The following is a 20,326-nucleotide window of genomic DNA, read 5'->3' on the forward strand; positions in this document are numbered from 1 at the left end:
TTTGTTTGGCTCAATACTGTTTTAGGATGGTAATCATTATGAATGGAAAGCTGTAAATCAAATGTCTGTATTATTGAATGTGTATATATAGGAGTGAAAAGTAGGATATTTTGTTACGAGCTTGCATAAAAGTATAAAGGTTCCATACGGTTTTAGTCAGGTGATTTTGTGTCGCGTATATAAATAATATGCGAAAAGGTGGAGGAATAAGATGAGAGGTCATTTTGAAAAAAGTAAAGAGGCGATAGATCGAATGCCATTGGTGAGTGTATTAATTCCTACTTATAATCGTCCTCACTACTTTGAAAAAGCATTATGTAGTGTGTTAGAACAAACATATCCTAACATAGAAATTATTATTGGAGATGATAGTACGAATGACGAAACAGAAAAGGTATTACAAAAATATTTGTGTAAGTATTCAAATATTAATTATATAAAAAATAGCTCAACTCTAGGGCAATTTGAAAATGCACTTATGTTATGTAATGAGGCGAACGGCGAGTATATTAACTTTTTAATGGATGATGATATATTTCATGTTAATAAAATTGAAAAAATGATGAAATATTATGTCAATGATTTAAATCATGAAATTAAGCTCGTAACATCCCATCGCCAAGTAATTGATGATGAAGAGAACGAATTAAGACATATTTATTCAACAGTACGTCTATTTGAAAATGACACAATAGTAGATGGGGTGGAATTAGCAAATAGTGTAATTGTAAATCAAAAGAATTATATAGGAGAACCTACAACGGTATTATTTCGTAAAAATGATTTGAAAGAACCGTATGGTATGTTTGATAAAAGGAGGTATCTATGCAACGTAGATATCGCCTCATGGTTATCCTTATTAAGTAAAGGAAAAGCAGTATATATAGCGGAGACACTTAGTTACTTCCGATTACATCCAGGTCAACAGTTAAATGAATCTAATAAACTTATGGATGGATTAGAAGATTTTTCACATAGTATTATAGTTGGAGAAAAATATGGTTTTTTAGCTAATGAAACAGAGCTAGACAAAGCAATAACTAATTTTCTAGACTATGCAAGAAGAATAGTTCCATCATCACTATTATATACATTAGATTTTTATCAACAAATTAAGCTAAAGAAAATTAATATAGAAAAGAAAAAACAATATATGAATTATAACTCTCATTTACCGAAAGTTAGCATACTTATTCCTGCCTACAATAAACCTCATTATTTGGAATTAGCTCTCAAAAGTGCTTTGAATCAAACATATGAAAATGTTGAAATAATAATTTCTGACGACAGTACGAACGTTGAAGTTCACGCGATGATCCAACCATATTTACGTGAATATGAATGCATTACATATGTTAAAAGTGAAACCCCATTAGAAGCTGAGAACTTTAATAAATGTATAGAACTTGCAACTGGAGAGTATATAAACTTTTTATTAGATGATGACTTATTTCATCCTGAAAAGATTAAAAGAATGATGAATTGTTTTTTTAGAATAGAAAACATTTCGTTTGTGACATCATATCGGGAACTAATTGATGAGAATGGAAAGGTTTTACCACCATCAACATTGAATATGAAAATTGCCAAAGAAACTACACTTTTTGAAGGGAAAGAATTAGGGAATTATATGTTAAAAAACTTGAAAAATGTAGTTGGTGAACCTACAACAGTTCTGTTTAATCGGAAGTTTTTTGGAGGGGAGTTTGGTTGTTTTAAGGGGAAAGCTTATTCTGCTATTCATGACATTGCAACATGGCTCGATATGATGAAGAAAGGTAGAGTCGTTTATATACAGGAACCTCTTAGTTATTTTAGACAGTATAGTGGACGAAATCAAAAGGAAAAGCAGTTTATATTCATGACAATTGAGGAATGGATTGAATTAATAATAGATGCATATAATAGTGGATTTTTAAATGATGAGCAAGATTATAAAGAGTGCTTGACTTATTGTTTGGAAAATGCGGTGTTCATAATGAAAGATGCAGTAAGAGGTGGGCAAGTAAATGAAATTGATAATGGAAAGATAGAGAAGGCACTAAATAAGGTAGTTACTCGTATATTTGAGAAAGAAGTATGTTATTGTCAATATTGCAATCAACAATTTGCAAAATTTTCCCCTTGGCCAGCACATTACGATTTTCCAAAATATAAATTCGAGATGTGGAATAAAGATACGGGGATTTGTCCGGTATGTGATTCGATGGATCGTGAAAGGTTATATCGTGTTTATATTGAAATGGAAACTGATTTATTAAGTGGAAATGATACTGTACTTCATATTGCACCGGAAGCAAAGGTAAGAGGATGGTTTAGTCAGTATAAAAACATTACATATGTATGTGGAGATATTGAACCGAAGGATCAGTTAATGAAAGAAATAGATGTTACAAGAATTGTATATGAAAATAACACATTTGATGTGATTTTATGTAACCATGTATTAGAACGCGTTTTCGATGATGAAAAAGCGATGCGAGAGTTATATAGAATATTAAAGCCAAATGGATGGGGAATTATTCAAGTGCCAATCGTAATGAATGTAGATTCTATTATAGAGAATGAATTAATTGTAACACCGAAATTAAGAAAATTAGCTTTTGGTCATGAAGATCATGTAAGAATTTATAATCAATCAGGATTTATTCAACGATTAATGAATGCAGGATTTAAGGTGGAACTGTATAACATAGCTGAAAAACAAGGAATGAAAAGCGCTAAGAAATTTGGGTTATCTGAAACAGATATGCTCTATATTGTCCGAAAATGATAGGCAAGAGATGTGTATTGAGGGGAAGTGATATCCCCCATCTACAGGGGGGAAGGACCTTTAAAACAACGTTTTGAAGAAGCGTTCATTCTTTAAAAAAAGAATGAATGCTTCTTATTTTAATTATAGAGCAGCGTGTATCGTATTTTTAGGTTTTAAATTTAGTTGACCAAGGCAATACTGAGCCATAGTGAATGTAAAGTTGGAGGGCGAGTGTATATGTTTGATGAGGATGGGATTGTTTTAATTATGGAACCAGCTGATGAAAGAAACTTGAGGAGATTTATTTTTACAGTGCCAAAGTCAGTTTATGAAAAGAAGGGGCTGTCATTACACTATGGAACAGCTATAGGACAAGGATATATGGATATAATTGAAGATATTATTAGCGTACATATAGAAATTGATGTTGTAACAATAATAGGGCATGTAAGTGGGTAAATTGCTATTTGAAAAAAGGTTATAAGCAATTAAGCTAGAAGTTATGAAGGGAAGCTTACAGACAATTATAAAGACGAAGGGAGTCTAAAATGAAAATAAAATCAATTTTATTAGTATTGATAGTTTCAATTGGTTTAATAGGTTGTTCGATAGTAGAGGAAGGAAAGAACTCATTAGATTATGCTCAAAAGGCAACAGACTATGTGAATGAAATAAGCGCATTTGCAAATGAAGCTCCAGCGTTAGCGGAAAAGGCTGTTAATGATAAAGAAGCCCGAAAAGAATTGGAAGCGAAGCTAAATGAAATTAAACAAGATATACCAGCTTTTAATGAATTAACACCACCAGATGTTGCGAAGGATCTTCACCAACAAATCGTCGGATATAATGAAAAGTTAAATACATTAATTGATACGTCTATGAAGAAGGTAGAGGAAGGGAAAATTGATGTAGAGCAATTTAAAAACTCTGAGCTTATGCAGACGATGGATCAAGTGCGAGATTTGAAAGATAAGATACAAAATTTAGGTCAATAATGAAAAGCTCCGTTTTTCATAAACGGAGCTTTTCATTGTTTTCTAACGGTAAGTTCATTATATTTTCTTCCTATAATATAAGTGTGCTTAGACCGTCCATTTTTCTAAAATATGTATCGTTTTATTGGTCGCATCCAACTTAATTGGAATACCTATGGGCATAGTGATCATTGGATGCATATGACAACAATCAAAGTCAGCTAGAAAAGGGATTCTTTGATTTTGTAGTACTTCTAATAGTATTTCGTAAGGTTTTCGATTCGTACCGCAATCATCAAATTGCTCATGTTTTCCAAGAATGATACCAGAGACTTTATCAAATACTCCGTTAAGTTTAAGTAAGGAAAAGCTTCTTTCAATAGTAGCTGCATCTTTTGAGCTATCTTCAATAAATAGAATATCACCTTCTTGAATAGGTGGCATATAAGGACTACCCCAAATTCCTTGTATTGTATTTAAGTTCCCGCCAATCATACGCCCAGTAGCTTGTCCATTCGTTACAGAAATCCAATTATTTGGTCTAAGTTCTTTTTCTTTCATTTTTTCTTCCCAATTAATAAATTCATCTGACCAAAATAACGGTTGCTTTATATTGTAAGGAAGAGGTTGATCGTTTAGTAATGTTTCTGAAAAATATTTGTATGTGTCATCTACAAAAGGCTCAAATTCTCCAAAAGAAGGAACGAGTGCAGGACCGTAAAATGTAGGAGTTCCTGTTTTTGCATAAATTCCTAGCAATAAAGCTGATACGTCGGAATATCCAATCATTATTTTAGGGTTATTTCGAAAAGTATCATAATCGATATAAGGTAATAATGAATTGGAATTCATCCCACCAATTGTTGACATGATACAAGAAATATTTGGATTTCTTATCAAATCATTTAGTTCATCAGCACGCTCTTGTATGCTGCCAGAACGATAATAATCATATTGATTTGTAAGTGAACCTTCCAATATATGAAACCCTTTCTGTTTCAAGTAAGATTTTGCTCGTTCAAACCTTTTTGGGGAAGTGTAGGTTGCTGGTGAAGAGGGCGAATAAATCCCAATAGTATCGCCGTATTTTAATGGTTTTGGAAGTATCATTTGTATGAATCCTTTCTATTAAATAGTTTGTTTATGAATTTATCATTGAATATTCTTATATTTCAGTATTCATAGTGTAACATAAATAGATTGAAATAATAATTGTTGTATATGAATAAATATACTTTTTACCTTGACGATATGCAGGAATTGTTGTTATGGTTGACTGTGAGTGTATAAAAGGTTTGCTAAAGGAGTTTTGAAATGAATCGGTTGAAATGGGGAAGAGTAACAATCCTATTAGTCATTATTTTAGGGATATGTTGGTTCTTATTCCAAGGAACTCAAAAGAGTACAACAAATGTAGAGGGACCACCTTTACAAGTGGCAGAGCTACCTAAAACTGGGTTAACTGAAAAAGTAGTTCCGTCAAAGTACATCCCACCAAAAGTTGATGCAAAAGCAGCTATGATTATCGATGCGAGTAATGGAGATGTTATTTATCAACATAACGAAAATGAAGCTTTTGCGCCAGCTAGTATGTCTAAGATGATGACAGCGTACCTTTTATTAGAGAGTGTACATAATGGGAAAGTTCGCTGGGAAGATCCGGTGAAAATGAGTGAGAAAGCAGCGCAAACAGAGGGTGCGAGAATCCCAGTCCAAGTGAATGACACATTGACTGTGAAAGACTTGTACCATGCATTAATGATTGAATCGGCAAATAATTCGGCGGTGGCGTTAGCAGAACATATGGCAAAGACGGAGAAAGATTTCGTTCAACTTATGAATGCAAAAGCGAAACAGTTAGAAATGTCGGAACATGCTAAATTCGCAAATGCATCAGGGCTACAAGAGCCTGATGGAAGTGAGACTAAGATGACAGCTGCCGATGTAGCAAAACTGGCGTATCATCTTATAAAAGATTATCCGGAGATATTAGAAGTGACTCACTTACGTCAAAGTCAGTTAGCATTTAATAATATTAATGTTATCAGTACAAATGACATGCTAAACAAAAATAATAAAAGTTTATATATAGAAGGAATAGACGGATTAAAAACAGGATTTACAGATAGTGCAGGGTACTGTTTTACAGGTACTGCAAAACAAGGAGATACTCGAATTATTACAGTAGTCATGGGGACTTCCAGTAAAACAAAACGTTTTACAGAGACGAATAAGTTAATGTCATATACATTTGGATTAGTTAATTAAGTAAAATGCTAAGTTAGAACATTACATGAGGAAGGCAGTTTATTGTTACTTATTTTTAGTAACGATAAACTGCTTTTTTATTTAAAACACGGGAAGTAAAAAGGTAAAAAATGTGAGAGTTATTATTTGAGTTTATCAATGTTTGTTGATAGTATAAAGTTATAAACTTATTAATAATAAGTTTGAAGGGGCGTTGTATGATGTATACATATGAAATAGCCTCAATTGAAAATTGGAGGGAATTATGATGGCAAAAGATTTTTACTCAGCAATTGAAGACAGAAGATCTATTTATGCAATTAGTAAAGAGCAAGTAGTTTCTGATGAGAAAATTCAAGAAGTGATTTATCATGCTGTAAAACATACACCTTCAGCTTTTAATTCTCAAAGTGCTCGTGTTGTTGTTTTGTTAGGAGAACAACATGATAAATTATGGGATCTTACGAAAGAAACATTACGGAAAATTGTACCTGAAAATAACTTTGCACCTACAGAAGAAAAAATGAATGCATTTAAAAGTGGTTATGGAACGGTTTTATACTTTGAAGACAGTGAAGTAGTGGAAGGGCTTCAAGAAAAATTTGCACTATATAAAGAGAACTTTCCAACTTGGTCACAGCAATCCTCAGGGATGTTACAATTTGCAATTTGGACAGCTTTAGAAATTGAAGGATTTGGTGCTACATTGCAACATTATAATCCATTAATTGATGAAAAAGTAAGAAAAGAATGGGATGTTCCAGAAAACTGGAAACTCACTGCGCAAATGCCATTTGGTAAACCAGTAGTACTTGCTGGCGAAAAAGAGTTCCAACCATTACAAAATCGTGTGAAAATTTATAAATAAGGTAGAAATTATAAAAGGTGAACAGGGATACGACCTGTTCACCTTTTATTATCACGCATTAACGGCCCGCAAACGCCCGATTGGTGAAGGATAATAATTAGTGGGAGATGCAAAAAAATCCTTACTACTTATAAAGTTTCACTTTATAAGTAGTAGGATTTTTTTGTTGGCAATTTTTCATCTGATTTTTCAATTCTTTTTTACGTGTTTCAATAGTTGATATTTTTTGTAATGTTATAAATGAAACGAACTGAATAGAGGCGTAGTATAATTCTATATTTTTGTTTATGTGATCGTCTATTATGTTTTTCACAAATGCACCTCCTTGTTCATTACTAGTAAGACTACAATTTGGAATGGTGGAAGTCGGCAGTCCTTAAATTCCTATTGCACATCTCTTTGTTGATAAGAGTTTCATATTATATGATTATATAAATAATAACGGAAATATTTCAAAAATTCCATAGCTAGTAAAAAAATAAATAGTCAATGGAGTGTGTATTTTCTTTAACATAGAATGAGGTTTTGAGAACTAAATCTTACAATTCGTCAAATTATTTAAAAAACATAGATCGTATAGGAAATTAGTTTTCTGAAAATATTATACTATTGATTAATTAAGTAATTTTTGCCATGATAAGAGTACGCTTCATGTAATTCATTTTATCAAGAAAACACATAGTTTGTTTTGTATTCGTTAATAAATTTTTTTATTGGATAGAAAATAAGTATTCTATATTGAGATAATGAATGGAATGTCGAATTTTCATGCGATACATAAGAAATTTGAAGAAAATCGTTGCAAAATTACTATGTTTAATGATAAAGTTCACATGAAGTTCACACGGAATTCACTTCATGCATTTAAAATGAAATACGTGTGAAAAATAAAACTCTTGTTAAAAAATGGAACTTGATGAATATTTTACTTTGATAATATTGTAAAGTATTAAGTTTATATGTTTTTTTAAGAGGATAGTAGGGAAAGGAAGTAAAGACAACTTATGAAAAAAGTAATTGCAGGTTTAGCAGCAGCTTCAGTAGCAGGTGTTGCAGTTCCAGGTATGGATTCTGCTCATGCACAAGTTTCGAACGAAGCGCTAAAAGAAATTAATGGACAAACTCAAACACAAACTCAAACGACTGTAACTGAAACAAAAAAAGTAGAAACAACTTCTGAATTAAAATACACAGTAACTGCTGATGTATTAAATGTTCGTTCAGGTGCTGGTACAGGACATAACGTTATTTCTAAAGTAAAACAAGGTCAAGTACTACAAGTAATTGGACAAGAAAACGGTTGGTTCAAAGTAAGTGTAAACGGCCAAACAGGTTATGTAAGTGGTGACTTCGTAACAACTGGTGGTAACAAAGGAACAACTGTTCAACAAGGAACAGGTACTTACACAGTAAACGTTTCTTCACTTAACGTACGTACAGGCCCAAGTACTTCTCATACAGCATTAGGTTCTGTAAATAAAGGGAAAACAGTACAAGTTGTAGGTGAAGTACAAGATTGGTTTAAAATCAACTTCAACGGTGGAACTGGATACGTAAGCAAAGACTTCGTAACAAAAGGTGGTTCTGCTGTATCTAACGAAACACAAAAACCAACTACAAACAACAACAATACTACTACAGTTCAAACTGGTGGTTCTTATGTTGTTAACACTGGTGCTTTAAAAGTACGTACAGGCCCAGCTACATACAATGCTGTAATTGGTGGGGTAACAAACGGTAAAGTATTAAACGTTACTGGCGCAGAAAATGGTTGGTACAAGATTAACCATAATGGCCGCACAGGTTACGTAAGTGCAGACTATGTTAAGTTTGTAAAAGGTGGAGTGACTGGTGGTAACCAAGGTTCTAACCAAGGTTCTAACCAAGGTTCTAACCAAGGTTCTAACCAAGTACAAAAACCAACAGCACCTACAGGTGGAGATACGTCTTCAATCGCTGGATTCGCTAGATCTTTAAATGGTTCACCATACAGAACTGCTGGTACAACACCTGCTGGTTTTGACTGCAGTGGATTCATTCACTACGTATTAAATCAAACTGGTCATAAAGGCGCTCGTCAAACAGTTGCTGGATACTGGAGCTCTAAAACAAAAACTAGTAATCCACAACCAGGTGATTTAGTATACTTCCAAAATACTTATAAATCAGGTCCTTCTCACATGGGTGTTTACTTAGGAAACGGTCAGTTCATTAGTGCAGAAACTGATGCAACTGGTGTACGTATTAGTTCTGTAAGCAACTCTTACTGGAGCAAGCACATTTTAGGTTACACAAAAGCATACTAAGAAAAAGTATTTTATACTTTTCGTATAGAGAAAAGGCTTTCCAAGGAAACTTGGGAAGCCTTTTTATAGTTGAATAAATTGGAAGTTTAGTAGTTTTTATTTTAACTTTCCATTTAAAAATCGATCATATAAGTCATGAAAATAGTTAGGACGAAATAAGTTTGCAGCATGTCCTGCTAAAGGTATTTCCTTATATAGAACGTTTGGCAGAATAGATTTTAAATCAAATAGGCAAGATTTATAGAGATGATCTTGTTCACCCATTACCCATAATATTGGGTGGGGAAGTGATTTTAATTTAGATTTTAAATCGAATTCTAACCGGTGTCGTAATGATTGGGCAATTATGGATGAATGTAATTGTAATCCGAAACGGTAGTAAATATTTCTTGAAATGACTGCGAACGGATTCGCTTTTAATATGCCGCTTGGAAAAATAGTATTTGCGTATTGAGAGAGCCATTTAGAGTATTCGTCTCCTCGCTTCTCCCAAAATTTTTGAAATACGTTATATAAAAGGGATGGATTATTATAATGTCCACCAATATGACAAATGCTTAATACCTTTTCCGGGTGCATTTGTGCAAAAATAGTGGAGATATAACAGCCATAGCTTAAAGCGCAAATATGAGCCTCTGTAATACCTTCTTTTTCATATAATTTCAATAATTGATCTACGAGGCGCTGTAATGAAAATTCAATAGCTTCTCCTTTATCGTCGCCGTGACCTAATAAGTCATAAGTTATAATGTTGTAGGAGGCAGAAAATCGTTTATGCTCTTTTTTGAAGGCACGACGATTGCCAACTAAGCCGTGAATAAAAATGATTGTTTCCTTTTCAGAATGTATATTTGTTTGCAAAAAGGATACTCCTTTCAATAACTGGAGATTTATATAGTATTTTAAATTAGTTATCTATAATTCACATACAATAATATTAAGTACCAGGTAATAATATCAGATGTTTATATCTGTTGTAAAGATGAGTTTTTATGTATATTTTGTAAAAATAGAAAAAGTGTGTTTACATTCAGTTTACATTTGTACTGTATTCTAGTTTTAGAAAGAGCAGTTTGGCTTAACACGAGGAGATGAACAGGAATGGAAGTTAGAAATGAAATGAAGAAAAAGGAAGTTGGAGGCAGTTTTTACGCCTTATTCGAGATACAAATCCTCCGAAAGGGATTCTTGTTTTTGCATTGTTAATGAGTTTGCTTTCTACAGGAGCGAGTTTATTTATTCCGATGTTAACAAAAGGATTAGTAGATAATTTTTCGCTTTCGTCAATTAGTACAGGACAAATTGTTGGGCTAGTTGCCTTCTTTGTCATGCAAACCATTGCTGCAGGATTGTCTATTTATTTACTAAATTATATTGGGCAGAAGATTGTAGCTGGACTGAGAGAACGTTTGTGGAAAAAGGTGCTTGTTTTACCAGTATCTTATTATGATCAAAATAGAACAGGCGATACGATTAGCCGTATGACAAATGATACAGGTGTTGTGAAAACATTAATTTCTGAGCACTTGTCAAATTTATTAACAGGCGGTATTTCAATTGTTGGATCATTAATTGTATTATTTGTTTTAGATTGGAAAATGACAGCTTTACTCTTAACGGTTATTCCGTTGTCTGTATTAATTTTAGTTCCTCTTGGACGAAAAATGTATAAGATTTCAAAAGCGCTTCAAGATGAAACAGCATCTTTTACAAGTGTGTTAACACAGGTGTTATCAGAAATTCGTTTAGTGAAATCTTCAAATACAGAAAAAAGAGAATATGAGACAGGTAATACAGGGATACAAAAGTTATTGCAATTTGGTTTAAAAGAAGGAAAAGTGCAAGCATTAATTTCACCAGTTATGTCGTTTGTTTTAATGGCACTGCTTGTTATTATCGTAGGCTATGGTGGAATGCGAGTTTCTAGTGGTGCATTAACAACAGGTGAACTTGTAGCATTTATTTTATATTTAGTTCAAATTATTATGCCAATGAGCCAGTTATCTATGTTCTTTACACAATTCCAAAAGGCAATTGGTGCAACGGAAAGAATTAATGCGATTTTAGAATATGAAGTAGAAGATCATGAAACTGGTGTGAAGGTTTCGAATGCTAAGCAGTCGATAGTTCTTGAAAATGTACATTTTGAGTATAACGAAGATGAGAAAGTATTGAACAATATTGATTTCACAATTGAATCTGGAAAAGTAACAGCGATTGTAGGTCCAAGTGGTAGCGGAAAAACAACTTTATTTTCATTATTAGAACGTTTTTATGAGCCAACTGGTGGTGCTATTAAATTAGGAAAAGAATCAATTACGAGCTATTCATTGCAGTCATGGCGACGTCAAATTGGTTATGTATCACAAGATAGTCCGTTAATCGATGGAACGATTCGTGATAATATTTGTTACGGTGTTGAGGGCGAAGTGACGGATGCAGAAATTGAAAAAGTAGCAGCTATGGCATATGTTGATGCATTTATTCATGATTTACCAAATGGATATGCAACAGAAGTTGGAGAGCGCGGTGTGAAGCTTTCTGGAGGACAAAGACAGCGAATTGCGATTGCCCGAGCATTACTTCGAAATCCGCAAATTCTTATGTTAGATGAAGCAACTTCAAGTCTAGATAGTAAATCCGAGTCTGTCGTTCAAAAGGCATTAAATAACTTAATGAAAGGCAGAACAACTTTAGTTATTGCACATAGGCTTTCTACGGTTGTAGATGCGGATAAAATTATCTTTATTGAAAAAGGGAACCTTACAGGAAGCGGTACGCACGATGAATTATTACGTACACATGACATGTATCGTGAGTTTGCAACGCAACAATTGAAAATTAAAGAGGGTGCATTATAAAATGAATAATCAGTGGAGGTTGTACTCCGCTGATTATTCATTTTAAAAAAATATAAAAGATGCTTAGTAGAAAGGAAATGGTTCCTTTGATACCTAAAATTTTAATAGTAGACGACGATCCACATATTAGAGAACTCGTTTCTGTTTTTTTAGAGCGGGAAGGCTTTCAAACATATGAGGCAATTGATGGCATAGATGCACTTAGGAAAATGGACGAAGTAAAAGTCGATATGGTTATTCTTGATATCATGATGCCAAATATGGATGGATTTGATGTATGTTTTGAATTAAGAAAATACTATGATATCCCGGTTCTGATGCTAACTGCCAAAGGAGAAACATCACAAAAAGTAAAAGGATTTCACCTTGGGACAGATGATTATCTCGTAAAACCATTTGATCCTATAGAATTAGTAGTGAGAGTAAAGGCGTTACTGAAACGTTACCAAATTACAGTATCGCAATCGATTCAAGTTGGAAATGTACTGTTAAACCGTAAAACGTTTGAAGTGACACTGGGGGAACAAACGGTTACGTTACCGCTAAAAGAATTCGAGTTACTTTTTACATTAGGATCTAAGGCGGGAAGAACTTGTTCGAGAGAGCAATTAATTGAAGAAATATGGGGATATGATTTTGAAGGGAATGAACGTACACTAGACGTTCATATTAATCGGTTACGTGAGAAGTTTCAAGAAGAGAAGTCGAAATTTAGTATTAAAACAATAAGAGGTTTAGGGTATCGCTTAGAGGTAAGTAAATGAGAAAAAGAAAACGAATGAGTAAGTTGAAGATGCTGAAAGTATTTGGAGCGGTATTAGCTCTCTTTACTTTTCTTACTATCATTTGGTCTATCGCATTTTATGTAGCAACTAGTTTATTGAATGCTTTTGACGTAAATGTATCGCCGTTTGTTGCCTTTCTAATTAGTGATATGGTCGGTTTTGTATTTATTATTCTTATTTGGACATTAATTGGAATATTAATGAGGCCAAAACGAGAGGCAATGATTTGGACTATTATTGAACCGATACAAAAAATTGCAAAAGGAGACTTCTCCGTAAAAATACGAAATGAAGAAAAGTATGATGGAGAAATTGGCGTGCTCGTAAAAAGTATAAATGATATGACAGATGAACTGAATACGATGGAGAAAATGAGACAAGAGTTTGTATCAAATGTTTCTCATGAAATACAGTCACCATTAACTTCTATAAAAGGATTTGCTAGAGCACTACAAGATGATAATCTTTCTGAGGAAAAAAGAAAGCATTATCTTACCATTATTGAAACTGAAACAACGAGATTATCTAAACTAAGTCAAAACTTATTGAAGCTAACTCTTTTAGAATCCGAAGAGTATACACCAGAAAGAGTGAGCTATCGATTAGATCAACAGTTAAAGCAAATTGTATTAAATAGTGAACCACTCTGGGCTGAAAAAGAAATTGAATTAGATCTTGATTTAGAGAAAGTCCATGTAACTGCAGACCAAGAAAGTATGAGTCAAGTGTGGATTAATTTAATTCATAATAGCATTAAATTTACTCCAAGCGGTGGTACGATCACTATTCAGTTAAAGGAACATGAGACAGTAGTGGAAGTGCGTATCTGTGATTCAGGAATTGGTATATCAGAAGAACAGAAACAACATATTTTTGAGCGTTTTTATAAAGCGGATTCTTCACGAAATCGTGCCTATGGAGGAAGTGGCTTAGGTTTAGCTATTGTAAAAAAAGTACTTGATCTTCATGAAGGAGAAATAAAAGTCGAGAGTGAGGAAGGAAATGGTACAGAATTTATTGTGTGTATTCCTAAATATGAAGAAAAGTAGTGTTAGGTGGAAAGATTTCTAACACTATTTTTCTTTAAAAAGGCATATATAGCTACTATGGTTACCTACAAGTAACCTACGCACATGAAAGTGCATCATTGCCTTTTTACATAAACATAGATACACTTTTAATATGATAAACAACAGAGAAGATTAAGGAGTGTTATACTTGGCAGAATTATTACAAGGTAAAAATGCTTTAATTACAGGAGCAGGTAGAGGTATTGGTCGTGCTGTAGCGATCGCATTAGCGAAAGAAGGCGTAAATGTAGGTCTTTTAGCTCGTTCAGAAGAAAACTTAAAAGCTGTAGCGAAAGAAGTGGAAGCAGAAGGCGTAAAAGCTGTTATTGCGACTGCTGATGTATCTTCGTATGAAGAGGTAACGACTGCAATTGAAACGTTAAAAAACGGTTTAGGGTCTATCGATATTTTAATTAATAACGCTGGTATTTCTAAATTTGGTAAGTTTTTAGAATTAGACGTTGCTGATTGGGAAAAAATCATTCAAGTAAACTTAATGGGTGTATACTATGCAACTCGTGCCGCTTTACCAAGCATGATTGAACAACAATCTGGTGATATTATTAATATTTCATCTACAGCAGGACAAAAAGGCGCGCCTGTAACAAGTGCATATAGTGCTTCTAAATTTGGTGTTCTTGGCTTAACAGAATCGTTAGCGATGGAAGTTCGTAAACATAACATTCGTGTAACGGCTTTAACTCCAAGTACAGTAGCAACTGATATGGCTGTAGATTTAGGGTTAACTGATGGAAATCCTGATAAAGTAATGCAAGCAGAAGATATTGCAGAGTTTATCGTAGCACAGCTGAAATTAAATAAACGTACATTTATTAAATCAGCAGGACTTTGGTCTACTAATCCGTAAGGGCTACATGTATTAACAAAGAAGGGACATCTATTCTGTAATGGAGTGGGTGTTCCTTCTTTATTTTTTGTATATAAAACGGAATTTTCGGTATAATCAAGTGTGAATGGTAGAAAAGCATAAAAAACTTTAAGGGGATGGTATATACATGAGTACGATTGAGAAATGGTCGGCTGTTGATCAATATATGAGTGATGTATTAATACCGAAAGATTCTACATTAGAAAGGGTCCTTCAAGCAAACGCTGCAGCTAATTTACCGGCACATGATGTATCGCCAACGCAAGGGAAGTTTTTGCAACTATTAGTACAAATTCAAGGAGCTCGAAACATTTTGGAAATTGGTACTCTAGGCGGATATAGCACGATATGGATTGCAAGGGGCTTACCATCTGGAGGACAAGTTGTTACATTGGAAGCAAATGAAAAACATGCAGAAATTGCACGTAGCAATATTGAACGTGCTAATTTGAATGATAAAATTGAAATACGAACAGGATTAGCGTTAGATTCTTTACAACAAATAAAAAATGAGCAGTATGAACCTTTTGATTTTATTTTCATAGATGCTGATAAACAAAATAACCCTGCTTATTTTGAATGGGCACTAAAACTATCACGACCGGGTACTGTAATTATTGGTGATAACGTAGTACGTGAAGGAGAAGTTATTGACAATACTAGTAGCGATCCTCGTGTACAAGGAATACGCCGTTTCTATGAATTAATAGCTGCTGAGCCACGTGTTAGTGCTACAGCGCTTCAAACTGTAGGAAGTAAGGGATACGATGGGTTTGTGATGGCAGTTGTAAAAGAGTGATGTAAGAAGGAAAAAGGGATGAAAAAGAAGTTTCGAAAATTATAACATGTATCGTGTATAACGAGATTAGCTCGTGGACCTCCAGTATACATAACGCTATATTATATATTAAAAAATTGGAGGCTATAAGTAGATGAGAACTGAAAAAGAAATGCTAGACTTAATTATAAATACAGCAAAAGAGGATGAAAGAATTCGAGCTGTCATCATGAATGGATCGCGTGTAAATCCAAATGTGAAAAAAGATTGTTTTCAAGATTATGATATTATGTATGTTGTGAATGATATACAATCTTTTATATCTAATCATAATTGGATTCATAGATTTGGAGAAATAATGATTGTACAAATGCCGGAAGAAATGTCATTAATTCCAGCAGATGAAGACGGGAAGTTTCCGTATTTAATGCAGTTCATGGATGGGAATCGGATTGATTTAACACTAGTTCCAGTTGAGTTAATAAAAAAGTTCGTTGGAAAAGATAGTTTAAGTAAACTGCTTCTTGATAAAGATAATTGTCTGGGAGAATTCCCACCAGCAAGCGATAAAGATTACTTAGTAAAAAAGCCTACGGAAAAAGAGTTTTTAGATTGCTGTAATGAATTTTGGTGGTGTAGTACAAATGTAGGAAAAGGGTTATGGCGCGAGGAGCTTACTTATGCGAAAGGAATGCTTGAAGGCCCAATGCGAGATATGTTAGTTGTAATGCTAGAGTGGCATATTGGTATGAAAACAAAGTTTACAGCTAATGCTGGGAAGTTTGGGAAGTATTTCGAACAATATGTTGAAAAAGATGTCTGGGAGCAGTTTAAAAGGACATTTTCAAATGCAGAGTATGAAAATATTTGGGATTCATTTTTCATAATGGGTAATTTATTTAGGAAAGTTGCGAACGAAATTGCTAACACTTATGAATATCAATATCCGCAAGATGATGATGACAAAGTGACGAGCTATTTAAAGCATGTAAGAAAATTACCGAAAGATAGTAAAGTAATTTATTAAGTATATAAATCAGTAAGACTGTCCTAATTACGGACAGTCTTATTTTTGTTCAGGAATCAGAATTTCTCTAACAAAGTACAGATGAAACACATATGAAATTTTAGGGAGGTTTTTATCATGTATTATTTTTATTCACCAGAAATGTTCGTTCCATTTCCTTTAGGGCTAGAACGCAATATTTCGTACGCTTATATGCCATATCATTCATTTTATTATGGAGACTATGTAAATGCGCTACCATACGCATTACATGTTCCTCAAAATTATGAAGCACAAATGAAAGAAGAGGATCGTGGATCATGGACACCATTTTCATGGGTCGAAAAATATGCGTATGCATTTTCAGGACCATACAATAAAGCGGAAGTAGCTCTTACATTTGATGATGGACCAGATTTAGTATTTACGCCAAAAATTTTAGATAAGTTAAAACAACATAATGTGAAAGCTACTTTTTTCTTGCTCGGTGAAAATGCAGAAAAGTTTCCGAATGTAGTAAAGCGTATTGCAAACGAAGGGCATGTAATTGGTAATCATACGTATAGTCATCCAAATTTAGCGAAAGTAAATGAGGCTGAGTACCATAATCAAATTATAAAAACGGAAGAAATATTAAATCGGTTAGCTGGTTATGCACCGAAGTTTATACGTCCGCCTTACGGTGAAATACTTGAAAATCAATTGAAGTGGGCAACAGAGCAAAATTTTATGATTGTACAGTGGAGTGTTGATACGGTTGATTGGAAAGGTGTAAGTGCTGATACGATTACAAATAATGTGCTAGGGAATTCATTTCCAGGTAGTGTCATACTTCAGCATTCAACTCCAGGTGGGCATTTACAAGGATCTGTAGATGCGCTAGACAAAATCATTCCACAGTTGAAAACGAAAGGAGCGCGCTTTGTAACACTTCCAAGTATGTTCCAGACATCTAAAGAGAGAAAATGAAAATGTTAATAATTGGAACTTGGGTGATTATATAGTATAATGAAGGTATAAATTAGGGGGTGGATATAATTGTTGTATGCACTAGTAAACATAGGAATAAGCATGTTGATCGGTATTATATTTATACTTGCCGCACGTATTCTTCAAAAAAATCCACCGACAGATATTAACGCAGCATATGGTTATCGTACGAAACGGTCTATGAAAAATAAGAAGTTATGGGATGCAGGTAACAAGTATAGTGCAGAAGTGATGAAGAAAAACGGATTCATCATGATATTAATTGGAAGTGTTATTAGTATACTGTTTAGATATCCCCATACAATAATAGCGATTATGGTGGTTATGCTGTTATTAATCATTCGTTTATTTATACAAGTAGAGAATAGATTGAAGATACTTGAACAATAGTAAAAAAATAGGACTCTGCGCAATATTATGCTAGGAGTCCTATTTTATTTATAAACTATTATTTTTTAAGAATTCTTTTCCTTGCTCTATAACAAATTCATAGTATGTAAGATCATACGGATAAATATCTTCAATTGTTATTGTAATTGGTTTATTGTTTAAAACAGAAATAGCCGAAAAAGATGAAATCTCTCTTTTTAATAGTTGTAGAAAAGCAGTTGCATGTACTTTCATCACATCGTCTACTTCATCACCTGGTGCAAATGGAAGAGGCTTTATTACGTTGTGAAAATACATATGACAAAACTCACGATCAGTAAGATCTGAAATTTCATAATCTATTTTATAGATTCCTTTGTATGCTAAATCAGTCCTTTGAAAGGAAAGCCCCAATTCTTCTTCAATTTCACGAAGGCCGCCAATTTCTACATCTTCATCATGCATAATATGTCCAGCTGAAGTAATATCCCATATACCCGGAGCTTCTTTTTTATTTTTAGAGCGTAATTGAAAATATAAGAACATATCTTCATCATCTTTTTCTATAAACCAGCAATGGAATGTTTCGTGCCAATCACCGTCACGATGCACTTCATCACGTAATTTCTTTCCAAGTGTATTTTTTTCAGAATCAAATATCGTTAACCACTCTGTCATTTTAATTCCCCTTTCTGCAAATTTTATTATACAATATTTGTATTAAATTTTGGGAAAATAAAGAAAAAAGGGGTGGTTGTAAATGGGGATAGAAAGTAAGGAAATAAAATCGATTATTTCAACAGAGGAAGAATTACGACAAATATTGGGGCAACCAAGTGAGCGAGCTTTGAAAAAAGTTATTTCATCACTTGATCATCATTGTGTAGATTTTCTGTCTAAATCTCCTTTTCTAGTATTAGCTACTGCAAATAAATTAGGAGAGTGTGATGCTTCGCCAAGAGGGGATGCACCTGGATTTGTATATGTATTGAATAAAAATAAAATTATCGTTCCGGAAAGGCCGGGCAATCGTCGTATAGACTCCATTTTAAATATTATTTCAAATCCGCACGTAGGGTTAATCTTTTTTATTCCTGGTCTTGGGGAAACACTCCGAATAAACGGTAAAGCATATATTACAAACGATGAAGAAATTTTGAAAGAGATGCAGGCGAATGGACGTAATCCGTTACTTGGAATTGTTGTTGAAATAGAAGAATGCTACATTCATTGTGCAAAAGCTTTTATTCGTTCTAAGATGTGGGATCCAGAATCTTGGTTAAATAAAAAAGGGTTACCTTCAGCAGCAAAAATGTTGTTGGAGCATGCGAAAGTGAATACTTCAGAAGAAGATGTTGCACGTTCTTTAGAAGAAAGTTATACGAAAAGATTGTATTAAAAATCCTTTATTAGTATAGTTTTAAAAGGAAGAGATCTACTCGTTTTAGAATGGAATACTTTTATGTGAAACATTAATTTACAAGTTGGGAAATTACGAAATAGGTAAATAGATTGGCCGGTATAAAATATTATTGTGAAATATAATAAAAAATGATCTTGAAAATAGTTAATAAAAATAGGCTTGCTTTTTAAAAATTTGATAACTATAATAAGTTAACAAATAGACATGAACGAAAAAGTAATGACAAGGACACGAAATCATTTTTACGGTTTACAGAGAGGGAAGTCAAGGGTGTGAGCTTCCTAACACGAGAAATGATTTTACCACCTTTGAACTTCAATAGTGAACGAGTAATCTAGTAATTATTGACGGTATCAGCCGTTATCTGAACTTGAGCAATCTAGAAGGAAATACGTCTAGATTGGAACAAGGGTGGAACCACGAAAACACATTCGTCCCTTTCCTAGGGATGAGTGTGTTTTTTTACGGCCTTAGAGATAGAAAATTTGAAATAATTAAAAAATTTTATTGATTTTGTTTTTTATGCGAGTATAATGAGTTAACAAATAAACATGAACGAAAAAGTAACGATAAGGACACGAAATCATTTTTACGGTTTACAGAGAGGGAAGCCAAGGGTGTGAGCTTCCTAACACGAGAAATGATTTTACCACCTTTGAACTTCAATAGTGAACGAGTAATCTAGTAATTATTGACGGTATCAGCCGTTATCTGAACTTGAGCAATCTAGGAGGAGATACGTCTAGATTGGAACAAGGGTGGAACCACGAAAACACATTCGTCCCTTTCCTAGGGATGAGTGTGTTTTTTTATCCCGCATTAACGGTCAGTAAGACTCCCATCTCAAAATTTGGCAGATGCGAGGGAGTTAGATGGGAGATCAACTGTCCGTAAAAGCCCGATTGGTTCAACTAATAATCAGTGAGGAATGGACAAAATCTCCACTGATTAAAGTTTCACTTTATTACTTTGAAAGGAGGTGCTGTAACATGAAACGATTCGTAC

19 protein-coding genes and 2 other annotated features are annotated in these 20,326 nt (G+C 33.7%); of the genes, 15 read left to right on the forward strand and 4 right to left on the reverse strand.

Annotated elements, in window-relative coordinates; genetic code table 11:
• Window positions 1-211: 211 nt before the first annotated feature.
• The 3 genes from BTOYO_RS22715 (at window position 212) to BTOYO_RS22725 (ending at window position 3,750) form a co-directional block, all read left to right on the forward strand.
• Window positions 212-2,773: a glycosyltransferase gene (locus tag BTOYO_RS22715; RefSeq protein WP_001214020.1), complete on the forward strand. Its 2,562-nt coding sequence runs from the start codon at window positions 212-214 to the stop codon at window positions 2,771-2,773.
• A gap of 219 nt (window positions 2,774-2,992) precedes the next feature.
• Window positions 2,993-3,214 (forward strand): hypothetical protein, encoded by a 222-nt coding sequence (locus BTOYO_RS22720; protein WP_000459109.1) that lies wholly within the window; start codon window positions 2,993-2,995, stop codon window positions 3,212-3,214.
• Window positions 3,215-3,303: 89 nt separating this feature from the next.
• On the forward strand, window positions 3,304-3,750 hold the full coding sequence (locus tag BTOYO_RS22725) for a DUF6376 family protein (RefSeq protein ID WP_000695210.1): 447 nt from the start codon (window positions 3,304-3,306) through the stop codon (window positions 3,748-3,750).
• Window positions 3,751-3,837: 87 nt separating this feature from the next.
• Here BTOYO_RS22725 and BTOYO_RS22730 read toward each other — a convergent pair whose 3' ends face one another.
• Entirely contained in the window at window positions 3,838-4,839 is a 1,002-nt protein-coding gene (locus BTOYO_RS22730) for a S66 family peptidase (RefSeq protein ID WP_000602821.1), read from the reverse strand.
• A 204-nt stretch (window positions 4,840-5,043) separates the two neighbouring features.
• On the opposite strand from BTOYO_RS22730, the gene BTOYO_RS22735 reads away from it, so the two are divergent.
• A complete protein-coding gene (locus BTOYO_RS22735) occupies window positions 5,044-5,997 on the forward strand; it encodes a D-alanyl-D-alanine carboxypeptidase family protein (RefSeq protein WP_001080885.1) in 954 nt (317 codons plus the stop codon).
• A 244-nt stretch (window positions 5,998-6,241) separates the two neighbouring features.
• The gene (locus BTOYO_RS22740; protein WP_023441225.1) at window positions 6,242-6,844 is read left to right on the forward strand and encodes a nitroreductase family protein; all 603 of its coding nucleotides are present in this window, start codon (window positions 6,242-6,244) and stop codon (window positions 6,842-6,844) included.
• Between the two features lie 124 nt (window positions 6,845-6,968).
• On the opposite strand, the gene BTOYO_RS22745 is transcribed toward BTOYO_RS22740, so the two are convergent.
• On the reverse strand, window positions 6,969-7,202 hold the full coding sequence (locus tag BTOYO_RS22745; RefSeq protein WP_081712504.1) for a hypothetical protein: 234 nt from the start codon (window positions 7,200-7,202) through the stop codon (window positions 6,969-6,971).
• A gap of 646 nt (window positions 7,203-7,848) precedes the next feature.
• Between BTOYO_RS22745 and entFM the strand changes: the two genes are divergently transcribed.
• Window positions 7,849-9,150 carry an enterotoxin EntFM gene (gene entFM, locus BTOYO_RS22750; RefSeq protein ID WP_016513917.1) on the forward strand — a complete coding sequence of 434 codons (1,302 nt, stop codon included), beginning with the start codon at window positions 7,849-7,851 and terminating at the stop codon, window positions 9,148-9,150.
• A gap of 96 nt (window positions 9,151-9,246) precedes the next feature.
• Here the strand turns inward: entFM and BTOYO_RS22755 are convergent, their stop codons facing one another.
• The gene (locus tag BTOYO_RS22755) at window positions 9,247-10,011 is read right to left on the reverse strand and encodes an alpha/beta fold hydrolase (RefSeq protein ID WP_001194291.1); all 765 of its coding nucleotides are present in this window, start codon (window positions 10,009-10,011) and stop codon (window positions 9,247-9,249) included.
• 296 nt (window positions 10,012-10,307) lie between these two features.
• Between BTOYO_RS22755 and BTOYO_RS22760 the strand changes: the two genes are divergently transcribed.
• From BTOYO_RS22760 to BTOYO_RS22795, 8 genes are all read left to right on the forward strand, one after another.
• A complete protein-coding gene (locus tag BTOYO_RS22760) occupies window positions 10,308-12,011 on the forward strand; it encodes an ABC transporter ATP-binding protein (protein ID WP_049832767.1) in 1,704 nt (567 codons plus the stop codon).
• An 86-nt stretch (window positions 12,012-12,097) separates the two neighbouring features.
• Window positions 12,098-12,775 carry an envelope stress response regulator transcription factor HitR gene (gene hitR / locus BTOYO_RS22765; RefSeq protein ID WP_000612405.1) on the forward strand — a complete coding sequence of 226 codons (678 nt, stop codon included), beginning with the start codon at window positions 12,098-12,100 and terminating at the stop codon, window positions 12,773-12,775.
• On the forward strand, window positions 12,772-13,845 hold the full coding sequence (hitS, locus tag BTOYO_RS22770; protein WP_001231633.1) for an envelope stress sensor histidine kinase HitS: 1,074 nt from the start codon (window positions 12,772-12,774) through the stop codon (window positions 13,843-13,845). The genes hitR and hitS overlap by 4 nt, the downstream gene beginning before the upstream one ends.
• Window positions 13,846-14,014: 169 nt before the next feature.
• Entirely contained in the window at window positions 14,015-14,734 is a 720-nt protein-coding gene (locus tag BTOYO_RS22775; protein ID WP_000818985.1) for a 3-ketoacyl-ACP reductase, read from the forward strand.
• Window positions 14,735-14,882: 148 nt separating this feature from the next.
• Window positions 14,883-15,554 (forward strand): O-methyltransferase, encoded by a 672-nt coding sequence (locus BTOYO_RS22780; protein WP_000103829.1) that lies wholly within the window; start codon window positions 14,883-14,885, stop codon window positions 15,552-15,554.
• A gap of 133 nt (window positions 15,555-15,687) precedes the next feature.
• Complete coding sequence (locus BTOYO_RS22785) at window positions 15,688-16,560, forward strand: aminoglycoside 6-adenylyltransferase (RefSeq protein WP_001258517.1); 873 nt, start codon at window positions 15,688-15,690, stop codon at window positions 16,558-16,560.
• A 117-nt stretch (window positions 16,561-16,677) separates the two neighbouring features.
• Complete coding sequence (locus tag BTOYO_RS22790) at window positions 16,678-17,508, forward strand: peptidoglycan-N-acetylglucosamine deacetylase (protein WP_000291210.1); 831 nt, start codon at window positions 16,678-16,680, stop codon at window positions 17,506-17,508.
• A 69-nt stretch (window positions 17,509-17,577) separates the two neighbouring features.
• Window positions 17,578-17,919: an SdpI family protein gene (locus BTOYO_RS22795; RefSeq protein WP_000964938.1), complete on the forward strand. Its 342-nt coding sequence runs from the start codon at window positions 17,578-17,580 to the stop codon at window positions 17,917-17,919.
• Between the two features lie 48 nt (window positions 17,920-17,967).
• Here the strand turns inward: BTOYO_RS22795 and BTOYO_RS22800 are convergent, their stop codons facing one another.
• Window positions 17,968-18,576, reverse strand: coding sequence for an NUDIX hydrolase (locus tag BTOYO_RS22800; protein WP_000141362.1), 609 nt, complete (start codon window positions 18,574-18,576; stop codon window positions 17,968-17,970).
• 82 nt (window positions 18,577-18,658) lie between these two features.
• On the opposite strand from BTOYO_RS22800, the gene BTOYO_RS22805 reads away from it, so the two are divergent.
• Entirely contained in the window at window positions 18,659-19,297 is a 639-nt protein-coding gene (locus tag BTOYO_RS22805) for a pyridoxamine 5'-phosphate oxidase family protein (RefSeq protein ID WP_000510739.1), read from the forward strand.
• 234 nt (window positions 19,298-19,531) lie between these two features.
• Window positions 19,532-19,763, forward strand: a binding site (T-box leader).
• Between the two features lie 115 nt (window positions 19,764-19,878).
• Window positions 19,879-20,110, forward strand: a binding site (T-box leader).
• Window positions 20,111-20,326: the final 216 nt, after the last annotated feature.

The organism is Bacillus toyonensis BCT-7112 (assembly GCF_000496285.1).
Lineage (GTDB): Bacteria > Bacillota > Bacilli > Bacillales > Bacillaceae_G > Bacillus_A > Bacillus_A toyonensis.